This window comes from Pelagibius sp. Alg239-R121 (genome assembly GCF_947331435.1).
GTDB lineage: Bacteria > Pseudomonadota > Alphaproteobacteria > Kiloniellales > Kiloniellaceae > Denitrobaculum.
In genome coordinates, this window is the sequence record NZ_CAMZOF010000002.1 from 442,930 (window position 1) to 465,203 (window position 22,274).

Genomic DNA, 22,274 nt, shown 5'->3' on the forward strand with positions numbered 1-22,274 from the left:
GTCTTACCCCATTTTCTCTAGAGCGGCATCGAGCCAACCCAGGAAGCCCTTGGCTTCAGGTTCAGCCAGTGCGACCAGATCGCTGGGCGCGCTCTGGACGGGAGACGTTTTTGGCCGGGGCGGCAGGTACTTGTTGACCGGCTTGGTCCCCTGCTCGGGCATCAGGTCCATTCCGCCGCGCTCGGCGACCATCACCGAAACGTTGGAATTTGGATCGCTGAAATCGCCGAAGTGCCGGGCATTAGCGGGACAGGTCCGTACGCAAGCGGGTTCCCGGTCTTCTTCCGGCAAGTTTTCGTTGTAGATCCGGTCGACGCAGAGCGTGCACTTTTTCATGACCCCTTCGGCGGCGTCCATTTCCCGGGCGCCGTAAGGACAAGACCAGGCGCAAAGTCCACAGCCGATACACCAGTCCTCGTTGACCAGAACGATGCCGTCTTCGCTGCGCTTATAGCTGGCGCCGGTTGGGCAGACGGTTACGCAAGGCGCGTCCTCGCAATGCAGACAGGACTTCGGAAAGTGAACAACCCGGGTATCCTTGCCATCGGCAAGAATCTGGGCCTCGGACCCCGAACACCCCCCGCCTTGCGAGGCATCGACCTCGAAAGTATGGATCCGGTTGAGCCAAGAGCCGACCGGATCTGCACCATAAGGGTTTTGGTCTGACAACGGCGCGCCGTAGCCGCCGGTGTTCCACTCTTTGCAGTTCACCACGCAGGCGTGACAGCCAACGCAGACGTCCAGGTCGATGACCAGACCGAGTGATTTGTCGGTTTGAGCGGGCAAAGTTGTCATTTCGTCCACTCCTTCCCATAGCGCAGTTCCGAAGGACCGGGTTGGGCGGGTCCCTTCTGGGCTTCGACCCGGGGCTCGCTCAGTTCATCACCCGGCTCCGCCTTTTCGACACGGACCCGCAGGTCATACCATGCGGCCTGGCCGGTGATCGGATCGGAGTTGGACCAGCGCATGCCATCGCCCTTGGCCGGCAGCAGTTCGTGAATCAAATGGTTTAGCAGGAAGCCCTTTTTGGCTTCAGGTGCATCGGACGACAAACCCCAGGCACCGCCGCGTTTACCAATCGCGTTCCAGGTCCAGAGGGTTTTGGCATTCACGGCGTCCATCCGCATGACCGGAACCTTGATGCGGCCATGGTGAGAAATCACCCAGGCCCAATCGCCGTCTTCCAGTCCCTGCGCATCGCAAACTTCACCGGGCACATACATGGGATTGGTGCCGTGGATCTGTCGCAGCCAGGCGTTCTGCGAACCCCAGGAGTGGTACATCGCGGCCGGACGCTGGGTAATGGCGTGCAGAGGATACTCCGCTTCGTCAATCTGTTCGCCTTCAAATGGGGCATACCAAATCGGCAGCGGATCGAAACAATCGCGAATGCGCGCCTTAAGATGCTCGGGCGGTTTCTGGTCCGCTTTGCCTTCCGCCGTCAACTGGAACTTCCGGAGTGGCTCCAGATAAAGCTGGAAGATGACCGGCTGCGGCGCATCGTAGAAACCCATGCCGACGGCCCAGTCCTGATAACCGGCATTGGCGTGCTTGAAGTACTGGGCTTCGGCAGGAATATGCTCGATCCAGAAACCACCGTTCTCGATGTAACGCTTGAGCTGATCGGGGTTGGGCTTGCCACGGCCTGCCTCGTCGGCGTTTTCGCCACGCCATCCCGACAGTGGGCCGATGCCCGGCTTGCGCTCGTGATTGACGATGTAGTCAGCGTAGTCGCTGAACTTGGCGGACCCGTCCTCGTTGACAAAGCCAGGCAAACCCAGCCGTGCGCCGAGATCGATCATGACCGACTGGAACCCCCGCACATCGCGGTCCGGCTCCACCACAGGCCAGCGGATCGAATCCGCCGCCGCGTCAGGCTCGCAGATCGGCCGGTCGAGCAGAGAAATGCAGTCGTGCCGTTCAAGGTAGGTCGTGTCCGGCAGAACCAGATCGGCGTAGGCGACCATCTCGGAAGAATAGGCATCCGAATAGATGATTTTGGGAATGACGTACTCGCCGTTGTCGTCCTTGGCCTCCAGCATCTCCATCACACCGCGCGAATTCATCGAGGAATTCCACGACATGTTCGCCATGTACATGAACAGGACGTCAACCGGATAGGGATCCCCGGCATAGGCGTTCGAGATCACCATGTGCATCATGCCGTGCACCGACATGGGCGCATCCCAGGAAAAGGCCTTATCGATGCGCTTGCAGCTGCCGTCCTCGTTGATAGCGAGATCTTCCGGTCCGCGCGGATAACCCAGATGCGGACCCGGAAGCGGGCTGTTGGCCGCATATTCCGCGTGTGGCTTGGGATGGGCTTCCATTGGCTTGGGATAGGGCGGTTTGAAACGGAAACCGCCCGGACACTCGATGGAACCCAACAGGATCTGTAGCAGATGCAGGGAACGGCAGGTCTGGAAACCGTTCGAATGGGCGGAGATTCCGCGCATGGCATGGAACGCGACCGGGCGGCCGATCATCTGTTCGTGGCGCTCGCCCTTCATGTCGGTCCAGGGCTGCTCGATAACGATTTCTTCTTCGAAGGCGGTGCGTGCCAGTTCAGCGGCCAGGCGCTTGATCTGTGCAGCGGGAACACCTGTCTGTTCGGTCACGGCGTCCGGTGCGTAGGCACCGTCGAGATACTTTTCCGCCAGCAATTCGAATGACGGCACCGCTTTACGGCCATCAGGCAGAGTCACCTCACCCTTAAGGCTGGGTTTTACACCGGACTGCTTGTGCGAGACGCAACTGTTGGAAGCCCTGTCCCAGACCAAAGCTTCGCCGTCTTCATTGCGCGCGAAGAGGCCATGATCATTGGCATCCGGATCACGGATCACCAGCCAGGGCGCATTGGTGTAGCGAATCAAGTAGTCGAGATCGACCTTTCCCGCGCGCAGCAGCTCATGAATGAGCGCCAGGATAAACAGACCGTCCGTTCCCGGCGTAATCCCCACCCATTCATCGGCAATGGCGTTGTAGCCGGTGCGCACCGGGTTCACGCCGACGATTTTGGCACCGCGCTCTTTGAGTCGGCTTAAGCCCATCTTGATCGGGTTGGAATCGTGATCCTCGGCGACACCGAAAATCATGAACATCTTGGAGCGTTCCCAATCCGGCTGACCGAATTCCCAGAAGGCGCCGCCCATGGTGTAGATACCGGCGGCAGCCATATTCACCGAACAAAAACCGCCATGGGCAGCGTAGTTCGGCGTACCGTAGGCTTGCGCCCAAAAGCCGGTTAGCGACTGGCTCTGATCCCGGCCGGTGAAGAATGCGAGGCGTTTCGGATCGGATTCACGAATATCCTTCAACCAGGAGGTCGCAAGACCGAGCGCCTCGTCCCACTCGATTTCCTGAAATTCACCCTTGCCGCGCGGGCCGACACGCTTCAGCGGCTTGCGCAGGCGTGCAGGCGAATAGTGCTGCATGATTCCGGCAGAACCCTTGGCACAGAGAACACCTTTGTTGACCGGGTGATCACGGTTGCCTTCAATGTAGCGGACCTTGTTGTCACGCAGATGCACGTTGATGCCGCAGCGGCAGGCGCACATGTAACAGGTCGTCTTGCGGACCTCGTCAGAGACTTTGGGAGATGTCTCCACCGGCTCTCGTTCAAACAGGCTCATGCGTACCATCCTCCCCCGCTGAGGCGCGCGCATCCGCCCGCCAATGACGTCCATACTTTCAATGCAATGACCGAAGCAAACATCAACGCATCCCCACGATGAGAGAAATCGCCGGCAGCGCCTGACGGCCTCCGGGCTTCACCCAATTAAACGGAATAGATTGAACGTACGAATAGGGGAGTTTCGCGACAAAAACCACCATAAATGAGACCCAAATTACCAAAAACACGCAATTTTTCGCCAAAACACCTCTTTATCGCGCAACAATCACTAGGCAAAACAACCATTGTGCGAAACACGCTTTTCCGGAGGCATTCTATCCTCCGAGCGATCAGTTCAGGTTGGCAAAAAACCAAACTTTGGTTTGGGTAACTCCGCCGGTCACCGATGAGGTCAGACCCTCAAAATCTGCCTCAAGCCCGCAAGAGTCAAATGGCCTTTCACCCGCTCGGTCAGGCGGCTTTCCGGTCCAGGCCTTCTTTTAGCAACACCGGTATCTGACTGGGCACGTCGGCAACCGCGACGCCTGCCGCTTCAAGTGCCGCGCGTTTGGAATCGTAAGCGCCGCTGCTGCCGGAAACAATCGCGCCGGCATGCCCCATCTTCTTACCCGGTGGTGAAGCCCGGCCGGCGATGAACGCGACTACAGGCTTGGACATGGCGGCCGCATATTCGGCAGCGCTTTCCTCCGCAGAACCGCCGATCTCGCCACAGAGAACGACCGCCTTTGTGCTTTCGTCCGCATTGAGAATTTCAAGAGCATCGCGCGAATTCGTCCCGATCATGGGATCGCCGCCAACGCCGTAGAAGGCCGATTGACCAAAGCCACTCTGGGTAAGATTCAGACTGACCAGAGTTCCCAGGCTGCCCGAGCGGGAAATCACGCCGATTTCTCCAGGCTGAAACACATTGGAATTGAAAGCCGGCATGATACCGACAAAACACTCGCCCGGTGTCACCAAACCCGCTGTGTTGGGGCCAACAATCCGCACGCCGTTCGAAGCGGCCGCGGCATGCATTTCCATCACATCGTGGGCTGGGATATGCTCGGTCAGGCAGACGACCATCTTCACACCGGCTTCGCAGGCATCGATCGCGGCCGCTTTGGCGGCCATCGGCGGAATGAACATCACCGAAACATCGAGCTCCTGGTCGCGCGCCGCTTCCACGGCGGTGGCATAGACCGGAAGCCCCAGATGCTGGGAGCCTGCCTTTTTTGGATTGACGCCGCCAACGACAGTGGTGCCGTAGTCCTGCATCGCTTTTGTCCAAAAGGTCCCCTGCTTGCCGGTGATGCCCTGCACCAGGACCTTATGTTCTTTTCTGACGATCATGTTATGCCGCCTCCGCTGCTGCCGTGACCGCGGCCCGCACCGCGTCATCCATGAGATCGAAAGGCTCGATCCCCAACTGTTCCTTCACGATTTTCACCGCCTCCTCTTCACCCGTGCCGTGAATGGTAAAAAAGATCGGAATATCCGGCGCCAGTTCCTTCCAGGCCGCGACCAGTCCCTCGGTCATCACATCGGTGCGGGCGAAGGCGCCGCAAAAGTTGACAAGCAAACTGCGGATGTCGGTGTTTTCCAGCAGAATCGACAGCGCGATCTTCGCTTTCGTGTAGGCCTCGCCGCCGATCTCCAAAAAGTTCGCAGGCTTGCCGCCGTAATGGGTGATGGCATCCATGGTCGTCATGGTCAGTCCGGCCCCGTTGGCGAGTACGCCGACGGAACCACCGAGTGCAATGTACTTCAGGCCCGCTGCCTGCGCCTTTCTTTCCAGCTCGGTCATGATTTCCGGTGCCGCCTGTTCGGCGATATCCGCTTGGCGCGGCGAAGCCGAATCGTCGATCGTCAGCTTGCAGTCCAGGGCAATCACCCGGTCGTCGGAAGTCAGCACGAGTGGATTGATTTCCAGCAATTCCGCATCGAGCTCCCTGTAAGCCTGATACAAACGCACCAGCACATCTGCAACTGCCTGTTCTGCCTCCGCGAGACCGCAACCCTCTAGCGCGCGGCGCGCAGCCGCAAGATCGAAGCCCTTAGTGATTTCGACCGGAATCTTGCGCATGGCGTCAGGGTCTGTCTCGGCAACTTCTTCGACGTCCATCCCGCCCATCATGGAAAAGAGAACCATGGGGTTTTTGGATAAAGCATCGTTCAGAACCGCGGCATAGAGTTCTTTTGCAATGGGCACCTGAGCTTCGATCAGCACTTTTTCGACACGATGGCCGTCAATTTCCATGCCGATGATCGCTTCCGCATGCGCTTTGGCTTCATCCGGCGAGGATGCCAACTTGATCCCGCCTGCCTTGCCGCGCTTGCCGGTCGGCACTTGCGCCTTGACCACGCAGTTGCCGATGCGTTCGGCAATCGCCTTTGCTGTGGCAGCGTCCGAGGCCAGATCACTGTCTGGAACGGCAATCCCGGATTTCACAAGCAGTGGTTTTGCTCTGTATTCTTCGAAATTCATAAGACTTATTCCCTCTACGGCAGTTCACTTGCCGTATTTCGTCCAGTAGTCACCGAACAGAGCCTCTTCCGAGGGCTTATCTTCGCCAATCGTTGTCACCAAGTGCGTGATGTTGATGAAGTGGCGATAGTTCAGATTCTCACTGATCGTGTTACCTGCCCAGGTTCCCCCACCCATCGAGAGGGTAAAGGGCAGCGCATTGTTGAAGCTGCCGCCGTTGCCGAAGGTATGGGCCTGATTGACCAGGACGCGGACCACGTCGGTCTCCTCGGCGAGTTCGCGGGCGTGTTCCATATTTGCTGTGTGCACGCCAACCGAATGCCCCTTGCCCTTGACCTCGAGAATGGCTTTGGCGATTGCTTTGGCATCGGCGAAGTCCGTGGCTCGATAAATTGTCAAAATCAGGGACAGTTTCTCGTCCGACAGCGGGCGATCCGGACCGGGCCGGTCATCTTCGACCATAGCGAACTTCGCCGTGGCGGCCGCCGGCGACAGTCCGATCACTTCGGCAAAGACGTTCATGTCCTTGGCAATGACATGACGGTTGAGATGACCGTTCTGCCACAGGCCATCCAGGACCTTGGATTTTTCACCGCTGTCGCAGAGATGTCCGCCCGCACGTTTCAGGGCTTCGATGGCCTGTTCGTAGACAGACTCCAGGATGATGACGGCGTTTTCCGATGAACAGGAGGTCGAATTGTCGAAGATCTTCGAAGCTGTGATCTTCTCGGCTGCGTCGTCGAAGTCCGCCGTATCATCGATGATCACCGGCACGTTGCCGGCGCCGACACCGATCGCGACAGTCCCGGAGGTCATGGCCCGCTTGACGTTATTCTGAGATCCGGTGACCACAGCAAGATCACAACTGTTCATCAAGGCCTGGGTCATGTCCTTGGTAACCGGCGCCGGCAGAATCTGCACAAGGTCTTCCGGATGGTTGCATCTTTTCAGTTCGGCGCGCATCAGCTCGACGGTCTTGGCCGTGGTTCCGTACCCGGCCGGTGAGGGCGCAATGATGACGGCATTGCCGCCCTTCAGTGCCATCATGGCTTTGTTGACAGGGGTCGCCGCCGGATTGGTCGAAGGGCAGACCGCGCCGACCACGCCGACGGGTTTGCCGTACTTCACCATCCCCTTGTCCGGGTCCTCATCGATCACGCCGACCGTCTTGGCGCGCAGCAGATCGCGCAACGCTCCGAAGGTCTTACGCGTGTTCTTGATAATCTTTGAGTCGACGTTACCCAGACCCGTGTCTTCGACTGCGAGCTCGGCAAGCATCTGAGCGTTGTCGGGCTTGTAGATCGACCAGGCCAAGGCGGTCACCGCTTCATCGACGCGGGTCTGGTCGTGATTTTCGTATGTCTCCATGGCAGCGCGCGCCCGCCGCATCAGATCCGTTACCGCCTGCTCGGCAGAACAGGGCGCGGGTTCGAGTGCTGATACCTTAGCCGACATGATACTTCATCCCTTCCTTAACTTGCGCTGCCGTACTGCAGCGCGTCCGTCGTATTGAAACTTTGATTTATGAAAAGCCGCTCAGTCGATCAGCGCCTTTTGTAACTCCCGTCCGCGAATTTCGTTCCAGATGCTGCTCACGATGGTCAGCACCGCAGCGATGATCAGGAACGCGGCAATAGGCCGGGAGAAAAAGCCGAGAAAGTCATAGTCCATCAGCTGCATTGACTTGGCGAAGGCTGATTCGCCGAGCTTGCCGAGGATCAGGCCGAGCACAATGCCTGCTGCCGAATAACCGGTCCGGCGCAGGAAGAACCCGATGGCACCGGCCAGGAACATGACCCAGACATCGACCATGAGATTGCGCAGCGCGTAGGCACCGATTGTCGCGAGCAGCAGGATCCCCGGCGCCAGCCAGCGGAAAGGCACGTTAAGAATGTGCACAACCGTCTTGGTCTGGAGCCAGCCCAGGAACACGATGCAGAGATTGGCCCAGAACATCGCCGCGAAGGTTATCCAGACCAAATCACTGGAGTTGATGAAAATCAACGGCCCTGGCTCCATACCATGGATCTGAAATATTCCCATGATCATGGCGGTCAAGGCGCCGCCCGGCAGACCAAGTGCCAGCAGAGGAATCATCGCTGCACCGGTTGCCGAATTATTGGCAGTCTCGGAAGCGACCACGCCCGCCAACTCGCCTTTACCGAAGCGCTCCGGAGTCTTGGACCAACGGACCGCCTGGCTGTACCCCAAAAATGCTGCCAGGGTCGCGCCGATTCCCGGCAGGATACCGGCAAAGAAACCAAGGAACATGGAGCGCAGCATGGTAAAGCGAACCGCCCAGAATTCGGCGAGACTCGGGAACTCCAGGTTCGCCTTTGGCCGTTTGCGGTTACCCTCGGCAATGCTCATCGCCTGGGTAAAGACTTCGGAGACCGCAAAGAAACCAAGAATCATCGGTATGAAGTGGATTCCTGCCGAGAGATAGTAGGAGGAAAACTCCATACCCAGCACCGAGCCTTCATTGAAGCGCGGCACGCCACCGACGGGATCCGTCCCGATAGTTGCAATGATCAGGCCAGCGAAGACCGAAAGCCAGCCTTTCCAAAGTGTCTCCGCGCCAACCGATGCGGAGACCGCGAGCCCGAAAAAGATCAATGCAAAGATCTCCTGCGGACCGAAGGCGCGCACCGCCCAACCCGCAATTAAGGGTGTTGCCGCCATCATGACGACGGCCGAGGCCACGCCGCCGATGGCCGAACAGGAAACTGCGGCGCCAATGGCCTTGCCGGACTGGCCCTTGACCGTCATGGGATAACCGTCAAAGCAGGTCGGTGCATTTTCCGGAGCGCCTGGAATATTAAACAGGATCGCCGTGATCGCGCCGCCGAAGACACCTGAACAGTAGATAACTGAAAACAGCATCACCGCATGAGGCGCTTCCATGTTGATGGTAAAGGGAAGCAGGACCGCGCCGAGGGTCAGCATATTTACACCAGGGATGGCCCCGAACAACATGCCGCCAATCAATCCCAGTCCGAACAGCATCACTGCGGTCGGGTCCCCGAAAAGTGTCAGCGTACCGCCAATAAATTCAACCATCGCACCAGCCTCACATTCCGGTTCGGACCAAAGCGATGATCCAGTTATTTATGTCATAGAAGGTTTCGATACGGCCGACCGGCAGCGCCACATAGAAAAAGCGCGTGAAGACCAGCAGAACCAGCCCGTAGACCACGAAGGTCACGCCGGCCAAGGCCTTCAGCTTGCGCACTTCCAGCAACAACAGGATGGCGAGAATCAGAAATGGCGTCGCGACGTAGAAACCGATCTGCGGCGTCGCGTAGAGATAGATGAAGGGTGCGACGAAAACACCGATCCGCTGCAGCCTCGCCCGAAACGACAGGCTCTGGGAGGCAGCCTCTGGCTCCACTTCTGCCTGCGGATCCACCAAAGGCCGCTTTTTCGTCAGCTTGTAGATCAGTTGCCCTGTCGCACCGAATGCCAGAGCGGCACAAAGGGCGCGCGGCCAACCAGCCGCACCGAAACGGTACTCGGCAATCGGCTCGTCGAAACCGCCGGTCAGGGAATAGACAACAGCCGCCAGCAGAAGCCAAAACAGCCATTCCAAAACGGGGCGCGAAAAGAGCGGAAAGATTGAAACCGTCCGGTCCTGCGTTTCGAGTTTTGTATCGGATCGGGTCACGATGGCCCTCATGGGTAAGTCGGCATCACTTGACCGACAGATTGTAAACGGCCTTGGGGACGCAACAGCCGGAGATGCCGGTATCAGGATCGGATCGGCGCAGCGATGATGCCGCAGGGAACCCTTCGCCGGGACAATGCCAATGCTTGCTCCTCGACTTCGTCAATTTCCAACGAAGGTGTTCCGAACGTCATTTTCGCCACGCCACATCCGATGGCACGGCAAGCGGAAAGATTACTTTCCGATTCCCAGTTCCTTGTAGACAGCGCGATAGGTGTCTACCGCGTCGTTGATCAACGTCACCGAGCCTTCGGTATCCCGATAGCTGTTGATCAGATTCATATATTTTTTCTCGTTAAAGGCCTGAAAACCCTCGGTCTTGAAACCAGCCTCACAGGCAGCGGCCAAATATTCCATGCGGTCGCGCGGAACGTCGCTCTTGACATAGAACCCACGGAACCGGGTCAAGGCGTCGAAATCAGCCCCGACTTCCTTATGAGTTGGCGTATCGGCAAAAACGCCTGGACGTTCGTCGAGGAACGTCAGGATCGGCTTCATCGCACCGGAGTCCAAGAACGTACGAACATCGCCCGGCTGTTCAAACAGGACATCGACATGTCCACCGATCAACGCGCCATAGCGCTCAGCAGGCTTGTCGAATGCGATCTGCTTGACCTTCACACCGAGCGCATTCTGAAGCTGCGACATGACCACCAGCTCCATAGAGCCTACCTTACCCAGATTGGCCATAGAAGCTTGTCCCGGGTTCTCCTTCGCGTATTCGAGAAAGGAATTCCAGTCGGTGAAACGGTCTTCGTCGCCGCGAATATAAATCTGGCTGAAGGTGATTTGCGTCATGCAGAGCGGAGTCCAATCCTCAGCGGGATTTTCCTTAATGTCACCCTTTGCATAGGCGGAAATCGCATTGTCGATATGCTCCATCACCGTGTAGCCGTCACCGGGCGAGAGCATGAAATCTGGGATCGCGGCCGTACCGCCACCGCCAGGTTTATTCACCACCTGAAAGTTCAAACCGGCAACTTCCTCCATGGCTTTGGCCATGGATCGGGCTAGCTGGTCGGAACCGCCCCCAGCACCGAAAGGTACAATCATCGTCAGCGGCCGCACACCGAATCCGGCTGGCTTCTCAGGAAGCTCCGCAGCGGAAAGACCCAGCGGCGCAGCCGCAAGTAACAGAGCGCCTAAGGCAAGACCGCAAGGCTTCATAGATTTGATCACGTTTTTCCTCCCATATGTTTCGCTGGCGAGTGCCGACTTGCACTTCGGCTATTGTAACTGACCTCGAACACAACCGTGCGGATCAATCCACCAGGAATGCTATCAAGATAACACCAATTTTTCTTCTACAAAGCGGAATTTTTTTTCGTTATCATCAATAAACTTGATATTTAACTTTGAGAGGCTGCTGTGTCTATTAAGCAGTTCAAAGCCCTGGTTGCTGCGAGCCAATACGGATCCTTCAGCGCCGCCGCCGAGATGTTGCACCTGACCCAGTCCGCGGTCAGCATGCAGGTCAATGCCTTGGAGCAATCGTTGGGCACCCCCCTGTTCGACCGGAGCCATCGTCCGCTCCGCCTCACGGAGTCTGGACAGATCGTCCTGACCAAGGCCCGGGAGATCCTGCGTCATTACGATGGAATTCAAGACGCCCTCTCGGAAACTCAACCCTATTCGGGCGTATTTCGTCTCGGCGCCGTCCCGACGACTTTGACCAACATCCTGCCGCGGACAGTCATGCTGCTGACCGAACGCGAGCCAAGATTGACCCTGAACGTCATTTCGGGTTTGTCGGGCGCGCTTGCCGAACAGGTGCGCAAAGGCGAACTTGATGCTGCATTGATCAGCGAACCGACCAGCCTGCAAAACGATCTGGATTGGCAGCCCGTTACACGCCAGAAGATCGTCATCGTCGCTCCGCCAGACTCTACCGAAAGAGATGCCCATGAGGTTTTCGGCGCCCACCCCTATATCCGTTTTAATCGCGGCGCCTGGGCAGCGCCATTGATCGAGAGCCGCCTGGAAGAAATGGGAATCTCCATGGACACCCGCGCCGAGATCGAATCGATCGAATCAATCTGCATGATGGTTGCCGCGGGTTTCGGAGCCTCAATCATCCCCGATACAGGCATGCGTATGTCTTTCGCGCCGAGCCTGAGGGTGCTTGAGTTTGGGGCTCCGCCGACCTTCCGGACCATCGGCCTGCTCTCACGCAGCGACATGCAGAAGGAAAACGCGCGGGCGAAGATTCACGGCGCCTTGACCAACGCAGTGGCTTTCCCCGTCGAGGGTTAAGTAGGCAGGACGGGGTTGCAGGTTTGTTTAGGTCGCATTCCTCGCAGCCTGCGATAAGATGCGCCACATAATTTCAGCTGCAGATGCGACCATCCCATGCGTTACCAAGTTCCACCTCTCACCGCGCTGCATGCCTTCGAGGCTTCCGCACGGCTTTTGAGCTTTTCCGCGGCTGCGACGGAACTCAACCTCTCCCAGGCAGCTGTCAGCCATCGGGTACGTATGCTGGAGCAGCATCTCGGGTTTCAACTTTTCGAACGCTTGCCCCGAAGCCTTCGACTGACCGATATGGGCAGGGCTTATCTTCCCTCGGTTAGAAAGGCGTTCGACGAACTCACCAGCTCGACGGCAAGCCTTTTTGGCCCCGTCGGCGACCGGTCCCTGACCATACGAGCGCCGATTTCCTACGCCATACTGTGGCTCGCGCCACGCCTGCAATCGTTTCTTCAGGCCCATCCGAGCATTGACATCCGGGTCTGTTCGGCAATCTGGGCAGAAGGTCTGACACCTGAGGAAACCGACGTTGATATCAGGCTCGGCCGAGGTGACTGGCCAGGTTTCGAAGCCAAGCTGATCCGCAACGAAGCGGCCGTTCCGTTGTGCAGTCCTCATCATTATGCGGACGGCCTACCTGACAGCGCTGCGGCATTGGCCGACTGCCCCCTCGTGATGACCACCGGCTTTGAAGACCTTTGGAGCCAGTTCTTTCAAGCCGCTGGTGTCGAAGGCAGCCGAACTAACAGCCGGGTGAACGTCGATACGTCACTCGCAGCCCTGGAACTGGCGGCCACGGGACCGCGTTGCGCCATGGTCTTGAATTCTTTCGCAGAGTCGTTCGTCGAGTCCGGGCGTCTCGTCGTCCCGGTCGAAGCGGAAATTCCGGTCGAGCTCTCCCACTACCTGCTAATTCCCGACGGCGAGGTTCGCCAGAAACCGGAAACGTTGCTCTTCCAGGAATGGCTTTTAGAGGAAGCTTGAGGTGTCGCTACGAAATATAGCTGGAGATGGTCTCGATCAGCTTCCGGTCCACGGCGACGCCCTCAGCTTCAATGCGCTGGCGGTTCTCCTGCCGGCGTGCCCCCGGCAACCGGGCGCCTTCCTGTCCTGTGATCGCATCAACGAGTCCTTCAACCCGTTCGGCGAAACCGCCGCCGGACATGGGATCCGGAGCCAGAGCGATAAAACACTGCCCGGTGCGCGGCGGACCGCCGGCCGTGCCCGCGAAGGGGCTGGCATCCTTGCCGAGGGTGGCGCCGCTCAAGGCAGCTGCCAGTAATTCGACAAGCAACCCAACACCAAATCCCTTGTAGCCGCCGCTGGGGGTCATGCTGCCCTGAAGCGCCACCGCCGGATCGGTTGTCGGGTTGCCGTCCGGATCCAAAGCCCAGCCTTCGGGGATCGCCATCCCTTCCCGGGCGCGCATGGCGATCTCGCTCTTGGCGATTACGCTTGCCGATTGGTCGATCACAATGGCTGCTCCACCCTTACCGTCCGGCACGCCAACGCCAAAGGGATTGGTGCCGATCACCTTGACCTTGCCACCTACCGGCGCGATTGACGCCGGAGCATTCGTGAAACCCAGGCCCAAGAAACCCGCTTCCGCAAGGCGTTCCACGTGATAGCCAAGCACCCCGCAGTTATAAGAGTTATAGACCGTCAGCGCCGCACAGCCGTTTTGACGCGCGGCATCTGTAAGGGCTTCGAAACCGGCATCGATTGCCGGATGAGCAAAGCCACTGCCGGCATCGACCCGGATCGCTGAAGCAGCGGGGCGGGTCACGGCTGGTACGGCCTGACCATCGACCTTGCCGCAGCGGACGTGCTCGCAGTAGATCGGCACGTAGAGCAGACCATGGCTGCGAATACCGTCGCGTTCAGCAGCATAGGTGGATTTCGCGACGGAGGCGGCGGCCTGCACACTGGCCCCGGCGCCACGCAATGCGTCCAGCGCGAGTTGTTCGACTTCCTGCAGGTTGAGTTGCTGCGTCTCCATAACGTCTTCCCCGTTTCTAGGTATTGATTAATCGTTGTCTCGAAGCCCTGCGCCCGCACCCTGCAGACGCGAGAGCTCGGATGCCGGCACCAGCGTTTCGGCAACCAAATCCTGGACTCTCCGCCAATCCAGGCCGGAAACCTCCACACCTTGTTCTGCGGCGATCCGGTGGCGCTCGGTATAACTGTCGTTCTTAGTCAGACCTTGTGTGTTCAACGCATCATCGACCGGCAATATCTCAAGCCTCATGCCACATGCCTGGTCGAACCTGTCCGTGTCGGCGGCCACCATCGCTTCACCCCCGACCCAAATCGCCAGGACTGAGTCACCGCCTGAAGTCTTGCAGATAAACCGCAGACTCAGATCAGGCCTGATCGGCGCAAGGGCACAGACCTCAGCCAGAAACAGCAGGGGATTGTCGATGGCCGCGAGATCGACTTGCAGCGCCGGGTGTTTGCCCGCACCGGCGGCACAGACCAGATCACCTGCCGCGGGTCCCGCATAGAGCGAAGACATCGCCTGATTCTCTGACGGATCGGCGCCGGTCGCTGACCAAAACCCCTGCTCATCCTTCGAAAAGACCGGTGTCGCAACCGTAGCAGCGGCCAGGCGTTCCAGAGCATCGACACAGAGGGCAACAGATGAAAACCCCGACACCGCCAACCATGCCGCAGCCCGCCCCAGATCTTCCGCCAGGCCATATGGCAGGCCTGCACCTGTGCCGGCTTTACGGAGGTTCACCTCGATTTCATTGAGCGAAACAATCACGAGATCACCTGCCTGCCGCCGGTTTCCTCCACTTGCGGACTTAAGCTCGGGAAACACCAATCGGTCGGATCGAGCACATCGTCGCCGTTCGTGAGATCCTCAGGCAGAGGAGCACCCTGATACATGGTAATGCGGGTCCAGCGATCAGACTTGGGATCAAACTTGGACGCACCAAAGAACGATAGCTTACAGCGCAGCAAATCGATGGGCAGACAACTCCGGTCGATCAGATTGTCGCGGATTTCGCCGTAGGGGTGCCGGGCCATGGTCTGCACTCGGCGTACGACATGGCGAAAACCGGGAACTTGCAGAAGAAACGCCGCAATCGATTCATCTGCACCACCCGCATCGATCCAGTCGATGACGGCAGCCTGCAGTTTCTGGATATCGCGGCCGATGGCCAAAGGCATTTCCTTGTCGGCCCCCGGTTCGGCATAGCGGTCGCCCAACCGTGGCTCCAGCTTTTCTTCCGAGACATACCAGAACTGCCTCTGCGATTCCGGCGCATCGAAGTTCAGTCGCAAGGCCCAGGCATAATGTGTTTCGAGCAGATGCCTGAGCTCCGCCAAGGTCATGGCCGGCTGGAGTTTGGCGACCGCATCGCTGTTCATGCAGTCGGTCAGGCCATCGACCTCATCGCCGTAAGGTTCCAACAGCAGACTGACCAGAAACTCCTGCGCCTCCGTGGAAAGCTCCGCTTCGCACTGTCGGTAGAGCCAGTCCCAGGGTAGAGCCTGGGACAAGAACCGCGCCTCGTCATCAGCCCATTCGTTCAAGCGCTGCAATTCGCCGCGTAGAACCAATACCCGGTTCATCTGGCGTTCGTCCGCCACCGACCATTCTTCAACATGACCGATAGCGCGGGAAAGTAACGACCTGAAACGTGCTAAACGGTGAGATTCCACAGTCGCAAGGCTACGCACGCGCGCCAACGCTGTTTCACGCACAGTCACCCAATTGTTGATCAGGATGGGATGGGTCACCAAAAACGGCGCCATGCCCAGGCCGGTCGAGTTGCCGATGCCGATAAAGCGCCGCAGCTCGGGATCCAATTCAACAAAGCTCTCCGGCGCCCGCGTTCGTGCCACATGCTCAACCAGATCGAGCGTGAAACAGCGGAAGAGATAAACCGTCAGCATTTCGGCCTGAAAAGGCCCCATTAGTTCCGGACGCGCCTCGATCTTGGCCCGATCGGCAATACCGAACTTGCCATTCCCGTAGACTGCCGTGGTTCGCATCAGATAGCCGACGTCAACGACCATCGTCCGGTCGGGTTGCCGCCCCTGAGACAAACATTCGACCAGGTGGCCGAAAAAACGGGTGCTCTTGTTCGCTCGCGACAGAACCAGTTCGCTGGCGAGGAACCGTCCGGCCTCCTGCTTGGGCGCGTTTTGCGACAAGCGCTCAATGTCACCGGAAGTCGGATCGCCGTCGAACAGCACGAAAGTTGCATCCCAGGCTTCGGCAATCACCCGGTCAGTGCGATCTTCAGGTGCCAGCTCGTGAGAAAAGACGATGAGGGAATAGCGCCGCTCTCCCCGCGACACCCGATAGACCGCATGGCCGAAACCCTGCGCGTCCAGCTGAAAAAGCGGCCGGTCGAAACGCCAGTCTTCGCGCACCAATCGCCGGATCAGAGTCGGCATGAAACTCAGGCGCGATGGAAAAAAGCTTCCCAAGCGCTCAAGCCGCATCACCTGATCGGGAGACCGAAGGGCAACAACCGGGTCTTCCCAGTTCTTATGAATGTGATCAGAGCGAATGGCTGCGCTCCTTCGCTAAGTCCACAACCTCCGCCTGCTCTTGACTACCGGCCTGGTGCGATCCGAAAGACCGCTCGAAGAAGTTCAGCCAATTGCCGCCCATGATCCCATCGGCTTCTGCCTGATTGAAGCCGACTGCGCGCAAGCCTGCGGCGATGTTGGCAAAGTCGCGATTGTCCCGAAACCATTCGGGTTGGGCAGGAAATCCAGCTTGATTGGCGGATCCCTCACCGTAATCCATTTCCCGGGTCCAGGTGCCATTGCGCATCCACTGCACGACGCTGTCGGGCTGGTCCTGACAAAGATCGCTGCCAAGTCCGATTTGCCCACTGCCCATCAGTTCTGCAGTGCGAGCCGCCATTTCGCAGAAGGATTCAAGCGTGCAGTCCGACTTTTCCTTCAAGTGATGCGGATACATCGAGAAGCCCAGCATGCCGCCTGAAGCGGCCAAGGCCTTCAGCAGATCATCCGATTTATTGCGCAGGGCGGCATGCCAGAAGGCAGGATTGGCGTGCGTGATGGCGATCGGCCGCTCAGAAATCTCGATGGCTTCGAGACTGGAACGCTGTGCCGAATGGCTCATGTCGACGACCAAGCCGACCCGGTTCATTTCCTTGATCACCTGCCGGCCCATTCGGGTTATGCCGGGATCTTCGGCCTCATAACAGCCGGTCGCCAGGAGAGACTGGTTGTTGTAGGAGAGCTGCATGAACCGCGCGCCCAGGCGGTGGCAAACTTCGACAAGTCCGATATCATCTTCGATCGGTGAACAATTCTGAAAACCATAAAAGATCGCAGTGCGGCCTTCGCTCTCTGCCCGGCGCACATCATCCGCGGTGAAGCCTTGGAAGATCAGGTCGCTGAAGCGCTCGAAACGCCGGTTCCAGGCCGAGATCTGCTCGACAGTCTCCCGGAAGTCCTCGTGATAACAGATGGTGACGTGTACCGCCGACACGCCGCCTTCATTCATCTGCCGGAAAATCTTTTCCGACCAATTGCTGTATTGCAGAGCGTCGATGATCACGGAACTTTCCCCTATTTCTTAGCCAGACCGCCTTAGTCAGTCACAATTTCAACAGTTCAATCCGCTTTAGTCCGGCTCCCCTGCCCTGATATAAGCCGTTTTGACCTGCGTATAGAACTCGGCTGCGTAACGGCCCTGTTCGCGCGGACCGAAGCTCGAATTCTTACGGCCCCCAAAGGGCACATGATAGTCGGTTCCGGCGGTCGGCAGATTTATCATAACGCAGCCGGTCTCAACATTGCGCCGAAAATGCGTTGCGCGTGCGAGAGAACGGGTCGCGATGCCGGCTGTAAGGCCATACTCGGTGTCATTTGCGATCGCCAAGCCTTCCTCGTAGCTGCCGATCGACTGCACACAGGCGATCGGGCCAAACATCTCTTCCTGGTTGACCCGCATGGCATTGGTCGAGCCCGTCAGCAGAGCCGGCGCCATGTAGTAGCCCTCGGTCGCACGCTCCAGACGCTCGCCGCCAAAGGCCAGGCTGCAGCCCTCCTGCCCTGCCAGTTCCAGGTAGTTCAGATTAGATTGAAGTTGGCCCTCGCTGACGATGGGGCCGAGCTGTGTGCCCTCTTCCAGTGCATGGCCGATCTTGAGCTGGGCAAGTTTCGCCACTGTCTTCTCGACGAAGGCGTCGTGAACCTTCTCGTGGACCAGGAGACGCGAGGACGCGGTGCACTTCTGGCCCGACCCGAAGTAAGCGCCGTTGACTGCGCAATCGACGGCCTGATCCAGATCGGCATCGTCCATCACCAAAAAGGCGTTCTTGGAACCCAGTTCCAGCTGGAATTTGGTCAGATTACCGGCGGCCGCAGCCGCAACCTGGCGGCCAACCTCGTAGGAGCCGGTGAAAGTCACGGCGTCGACCTTGCGGCTTTCGATCAGTGCCTGGCCGATCGCGCCACCGGAACCCATGATCAGACTGAAGAGGCCCTCGGGTAAATCCTGACGGGAAATGATCTCCGCCAGTGCCCAGGCACTTGCAGGGGTCAGGTTCGCCGGCTTCCAGAGCACGGCATTGCCGTAGGCGAGGGCCGGGGCGATTTTCCAGCTCGCCGTCGCGGTCGGAAAGTTCCAAGGCGAAATGACGGCCACCACACCCATGGCCTCGCGGCGCACATCGACCTCGATCCCGTCGCGCACGGAATCCGCTGTATCACCCTGCTGGCGCAGCGCTTCTGCGGCGTAGTAGGTAAAGAACTGGCCGGCACGGTAGACTTCACCAACACCCTCTGCGCGGGGCTTGCCTTCTTCGCGAGCTAACAGTTCACCCAGTTCTCCGCTACGGGCGATCATCTCGGCCCCGATCGACATCAGGACGTTGTAGCGCTTTTCCAAACCGCTGCGGCCCCAGATGGCCTGCGCACGCTTTGCGGCTTCCAGCGCATCCTCCAGATCACCGGGCGTCGCTTGGGCGTACAGACCTATCGTGTCGGTAAGATCAGAGGGATTGACATTGGGAACGCTCTGCGGAGTTTCGCGCCATTGGCCAGCGATGTAATTCCCGAATTGGTCAGCCATTTTCTTACGTTTCCTCTAGGATAAACCACGCCCAAAAATCAGGGTCCGCACCTCATAGCCGGTGCAGGGTTCAAGCTGCCCGAAGAAATCATTTCAATCAAATCGAAATTTTTGTTATTAATTTCAGATAATTTGAATTATGCGCGAACGGAAGTATCATGGCTATCAAACTCGAGGCCTTGAGAGTCTTTGTGCAGGTTGCCGAACTTGGCAACATCAGCGACGCCGCAGACAAACTGGGCCGCACGCCCTCGGCTATTTCCATGGCCCTGAAACAGCTGGAAGAAAACCTCGAAGGGGCGCTGTTCGAGAGCGACCGTAAGACCAAACTGACTGCCCTCGGGCAATACACGCTCGATCTGTCGCGCGGCGAGGTGCGTAATTTCGACCGGGCCGTCGCAGCCATGCGGGCCTATGCCCGCAACGAGATCGGACGTCTGGATATTGCCTGTGTCCCATCGGTCGCATCGCAGCTCTTACCCGACATCATCGGCCGTTTCATTAAACAGCGGCCGGGGATCGAACTCGATCTGCGCGACAGCGACACCGCAGCGGTGGAGACCGCGGTCGAACGCAGCCGGATCGATCTCGGTATCGCCGGACAGCCGCGTGGAAAAGGGCCGGTGGATTTCGAACCCCTGTTCCGGGACCGATTTGTGCTGGTCTGCGCGCCGGAAAGCGCATTGGCCCAGCGGGCAACCGCCGTCGACTGGCAGGATCTTCGTGAATACGTCCTGATCGACAATGGCGCCGCGGGAGTCATATCCTCAGTGGGTTATAAAAATCTGGCGCAGCACACCGGACTCATGGTCCGCAACGTCACTTCGCTGTTGGGACTGGTGCGCAGCAACATCGGCGTCACCCTCCTGCCGCGCCTCTCGGTCCCGCGCAACACGCCCGGCGTCGCGACTCTGGATATCAACGACGCAACCGCCTTCCGCGAAGTCGGCCTGCTCTCGCGCCGCGGCTCTTCGTTATCGCCCGCCGCTGCGGCTTTTATCTCGCTGTTGCGCGAAGAACTGACAACGCGTTTTGCCGACGGGACCGACCTGCAACCGATCCAATTGCAAGATCAGTGACCGATCCTCTCGGCTTCGACATAGGTGTCGTTGTAACAGGCGCCTTCCATGATGTCGGTTTTCAGATCCGCAGAAATCAACGCGTTCACCGTCTGACCGGTTTCACTGGTGCTGAGCCAGGTGCCCTTCGGCGAATAAAGCACACCTGGCTGAACATCTTCACTGATCTCGGCGATCAGGACGACTGTCCCCAGGTCGTTCAACAGCTTGACCCTGTCGCCTTGCTTGATACCGCGCGCTGCCGCATCGACCGGATGAATCTCAAGACGCTCCGGACCCTGTGATTCAGCATGCCCGCCGAAGGTCGCGTTGGTGCGCTTTGAGGAAGATGGCGTAATCAAGACCAGAGGATAGCTTCCTGGCACTGCCTCGTACCTGGGGATGCCGTATCCGAAACGCGTTTCCAAATCCTGGGAAAAGAGTTCGATCCTGCCACTGAGCGTACCCGGCGTGACGGTCTTGCACATGATCAGCTCTTCACCGCCACTGGTCATGGCCAGCGCGCCATCCAAAGGCAGTTCGCTCGGTCGTTGGCCATTAAGGCGCGGATCCTCGGGATCAAAGGCGTCGTCCATCAATTCCGCATCACTTGCCTTGAAGATCTGGTCGTCGAAGCCAAACCGCGCCGCCAGGCGCCTGAAAATTTCGCTGTTCGGCTGGGCCTCGCCAAGCGGGGGGATCACAGCTTCGGCGCGCTGCAGGTAAGCCTGACCATAGGCGGCGTAGATATCGTCGAATTCGAAATGCGTGGCGGCAGGCAGAATGATATCCGCGAAGCTCATGCTGTCGTTCATCTCGACATCGCAGCCGACAATGAAAAGCTCTTCCCGGCTAAGGGCCGCGCGCAAGCGGTTTTGATCCGGATGGGTGCAGACGGCATTATGGTTGTAGAGGAAAACGGCGCGGATCGGAGGATCGATATCGTCATCCAGGATGTGCCGGGGAATGTCTACGATGTTGAGCGTACGGGTGCCTTCCGGCGCCAGATCAGGGCGTTGCAGCTTCGCGGGCGTGGCCGGAAAAGCCAGACCCGGCTTGGCAAAGACACCCGCACCCAACCTGCCGAAATTACCGGTGAGGGCCTGCAGCGATATCGCCGCCCGGATAGAGGACCCGCCACTATGGCCGCGCTCCGGTCCATTGCCGACCGAAAGAGCCACCTTGTCCGCAGAGGTGTAGAGTTCGATGAAGCTCTCCACATCCGACGGGGCCAGGCCGCAAAGATCACAGGCTGCTGCAAGGCTGATTTTCCGGGCTTCGAGCATGTAAGTCTCGCAACCGTCGACCCATTGGTCGATGAAGCTCTGATCGAAACCGCCGCGCCGCTCCAGCTCCGCGGCGAGCGCCAGGAAAAACACGACATCGGTGCCGGGCCTGATCTGCAGGAAAAGATCAGCCTGCGCCGCAATCTTGGTCCGCTTGGGGTCGATCGCAATCAACTTGGCCCCGTTGCGGCGGGCCGCCTTGATCGCGCGCGCGAAGTGGAGATTGGAAACGGTGACGTTATTGCCGACCACCACAATCAGATCTGCATGTTTCGCCTGTTCAGGCGGCATGCCCGGCGCTGAGCCAAAGATAGAAGTATAAGCCGCACCGCGAACCGCACCGCAAAGGGGGCCCCGGTCGACGAAGCTGGCACCCAGCTTATGAAAAAAGCGCCGGTCCATGGAGCCGCCGGCGATCTGACCATGCGGGCCGGCGTAATTGAAGGGTACGACCGATTGAGCACCGTGAGTCTCGATCACCGACGTGACCTTTTCGTGGATCACATCGAGCGCCTTTTCCCAGGAAATCGGGCTGTATTCGCCACTGCCACGCGGGCCACTGCGTTGCAACGGAACCGTCAGCCTGCGGTCACCGTGGACGAAGTCCGGGTAGTAGCTGGAGACCTTTTTACAGATGACACCGGCTGTATAAGGGTTGGCACGGGATCCCCTGACCTTCAGAACACTGCGACCGTCGGTCTCGACCGACAGGCTGCAGGTATCCGGGCAATCCAACGGGCAAATCGTCGGCTTGGTCGTCACTGTCTCTTGGCTACTCATGGCGTA

Annotated in this window: 17 protein-coding genes; 3 read left to right on the forward strand and 14 right to left on the reverse strand. The window is 58.7% G+C overall.

Translation table 11 applies throughout. The features are described from left to right. Positions 1-3 precede the first annotated feature (3 nt). From QMZ18_RS09275 to QMZ18_RS09310, 8 genes are all read right to left on the reverse strand, one after another. On the reverse strand, positions 4-795 hold the full coding sequence (locus QMZ18_RS09275) for a 4Fe-4S dicluster domain-containing protein (RefSeq protein ID WP_282605998.1): 792 nt from the start codon (positions 793-795) through the stop codon (positions 4-6). Beyond that, a complete protein-coding gene (locus QMZ18_RS09280) occupies positions 792-3,632 on the reverse strand; it encodes a molybdopterin oxidoreductase family protein (protein ID WP_282605999.1) in 2,841 nt (946 codons plus the stop codon). Before QMZ18_RS09280 ends, QMZ18_RS09275 begins: the two co-directional genes overlap by 4 nt. 452 nt (positions 3,633-4,084) lie before the next feature. Then, the gene (sucD, locus tag QMZ18_RS09285; RefSeq protein ID WP_282606000.1) at positions 4,085-4,966 is read right to left on the reverse strand and encodes a succinate--CoA ligase subunit alpha; all 882 of its coding nucleotides are present in this window, start codon (positions 4,964-4,966) and stop codon (positions 4,085-4,087) included. Position 4,967: 1 nt separating this feature from the next. Beyond that, positions 4,968-6,101, reverse strand: a complete 1,134-nt coding sequence (locus tag QMZ18_RS09290) for a succinate--CoA ligase subunit beta (RefSeq protein ID WP_282606001.1) — start codon at positions 6,099-6,101, stop codon at positions 4,968-4,970. 24 nt (positions 6,102-6,125) lie between these two features. Then, positions 6,126-7,556, reverse strand: coding sequence for an aldehyde dehydrogenase family protein (locus QMZ18_RS09295; RefSeq protein ID WP_282606002.1), 1,431 nt, complete (start codon positions 7,554-7,556; stop codon positions 6,126-6,128). 81 nt (positions 7,557-7,637) lie between these two features. Beyond that, positions 7,638-9,161 (reverse strand): tripartite tricarboxylate transporter permease, encoded by a 1,524-nt coding sequence (locus tag QMZ18_RS09300; RefSeq protein WP_282606003.1) that lies wholly within the window; start codon positions 9,159-9,161, stop codon positions 7,638-7,640. Between the two features lie 10 nt (positions 9,162-9,171). Next, entirely contained in the window at positions 9,172-9,765 is a 594-nt protein-coding gene (locus tag QMZ18_RS09305) for a tripartite tricarboxylate transporter TctB family protein (protein ID WP_282606004.1), read from the reverse strand. A 234-nt stretch (positions 9,766-9,999) separates the two neighbouring features. Continuing rightward, on the reverse strand, positions 10,000-11,004 hold the full coding sequence (locus QMZ18_RS09310) for a tripartite tricarboxylate transporter substrate binding protein (protein WP_282606005.1): 1,005 nt from the start codon (positions 11,002-11,004) through the stop codon (positions 10,000-10,002). 189 nt (positions 11,005-11,193) lie between these two features. Here QMZ18_RS09310 and QMZ18_RS09315 point away from each other — a divergent pair, with 189 nt between their 5' ends. Continuing rightward, positions 11,194-12,078, forward strand: a complete 885-nt coding sequence (locus QMZ18_RS09315; RefSeq protein WP_282606006.1) for a LysR family transcriptional regulator — start codon at positions 11,194-11,196, stop codon at positions 12,076-12,078. A gap of 96 nt (positions 12,079-12,174) precedes the next feature. Next, complete coding sequence (locus tag QMZ18_RS09320) at positions 12,175-13,056, forward strand: LysR substrate-binding domain-containing protein (protein WP_282606007.1); 882 nt, start codon at positions 12,175-12,177, stop codon at positions 13,054-13,056. Between the two features lie 7 nt (positions 13,057-13,063). Here QMZ18_RS09320 and QMZ18_RS09325 read toward each other — a convergent pair whose 3' ends face one another. The 5 genes from QMZ18_RS09325 to QMZ18_RS09345 form a co-directional block, all read right to left on the reverse strand. After that, the gene (locus QMZ18_RS09325; protein ID WP_282606008.1) at positions 13,064-14,071 is read right to left on the reverse strand and encodes an Ldh family oxidoreductase; all 1,008 of its coding nucleotides are present in this window, start codon (positions 14,069-14,071) and stop codon (positions 13,064-13,066) included. A gap of 27 nt (positions 14,072-14,098) precedes the next feature. Next, positions 14,099-14,896 (reverse strand): DUF3726 domain-containing protein, encoded by a 798-nt coding sequence (locus tag QMZ18_RS09330; RefSeq protein WP_322097177.1) that lies wholly within the window; start codon positions 14,894-14,896, stop codon positions 14,099-14,101. Beyond that, complete coding sequence (locus tag QMZ18_RS09335; protein ID WP_282606010.1) at positions 14,836-16,485, reverse strand: hypothetical protein; 1,650 nt, start codon at positions 16,483-16,485, stop codon at positions 14,836-14,838. Before QMZ18_RS09335 ends, QMZ18_RS09330 begins: the two co-directional genes overlap by 61 nt. 106 nt (positions 16,486-16,591) lie before the next feature. Then, positions 16,592-17,626 (reverse strand): membrane dipeptidase, encoded by a 1,035-nt coding sequence (locus QMZ18_RS09340; RefSeq protein ID WP_282606011.1) that lies wholly within the window; start codon positions 17,624-17,626, stop codon positions 16,592-16,594. Between the two features lie 66 nt (positions 17,627-17,692). Further along, on the reverse strand, positions 17,693-19,144 hold the full coding sequence (locus QMZ18_RS09345; RefSeq protein WP_282606012.1) for an aldehyde dehydrogenase family protein: 1,452 nt from the start codon (positions 19,142-19,144) through the stop codon (positions 17,693-17,695). 158 nt (positions 19,145-19,302) lie between these two features. Here QMZ18_RS09345 and QMZ18_RS09350 point away from each other — a divergent pair, with 158 nt between their 5' ends. Next, positions 19,303-20,223, forward strand: a complete 921-nt coding sequence (locus tag QMZ18_RS09350) for a LysR family transcriptional regulator (RefSeq protein ID WP_282606013.1) — start codon at positions 19,303-19,305, stop codon at positions 20,221-20,223. Here the strand turns inward: QMZ18_RS09350 and QMZ18_RS09355 are convergent. Continuing rightward, complete coding sequence (locus tag QMZ18_RS09355) at positions 20,217-22,268, reverse strand: molybdopterin-dependent oxidoreductase (protein WP_282606014.1); 2,052 nt, start codon at positions 22,266-22,268, stop codon at positions 20,217-20,219. The two genes, QMZ18_RS09350 and QMZ18_RS09355, sit on opposite strands and share 7 nt — an antisense overlap. Positions 22,269-22,274: the final 6 nt, after the last annotated feature.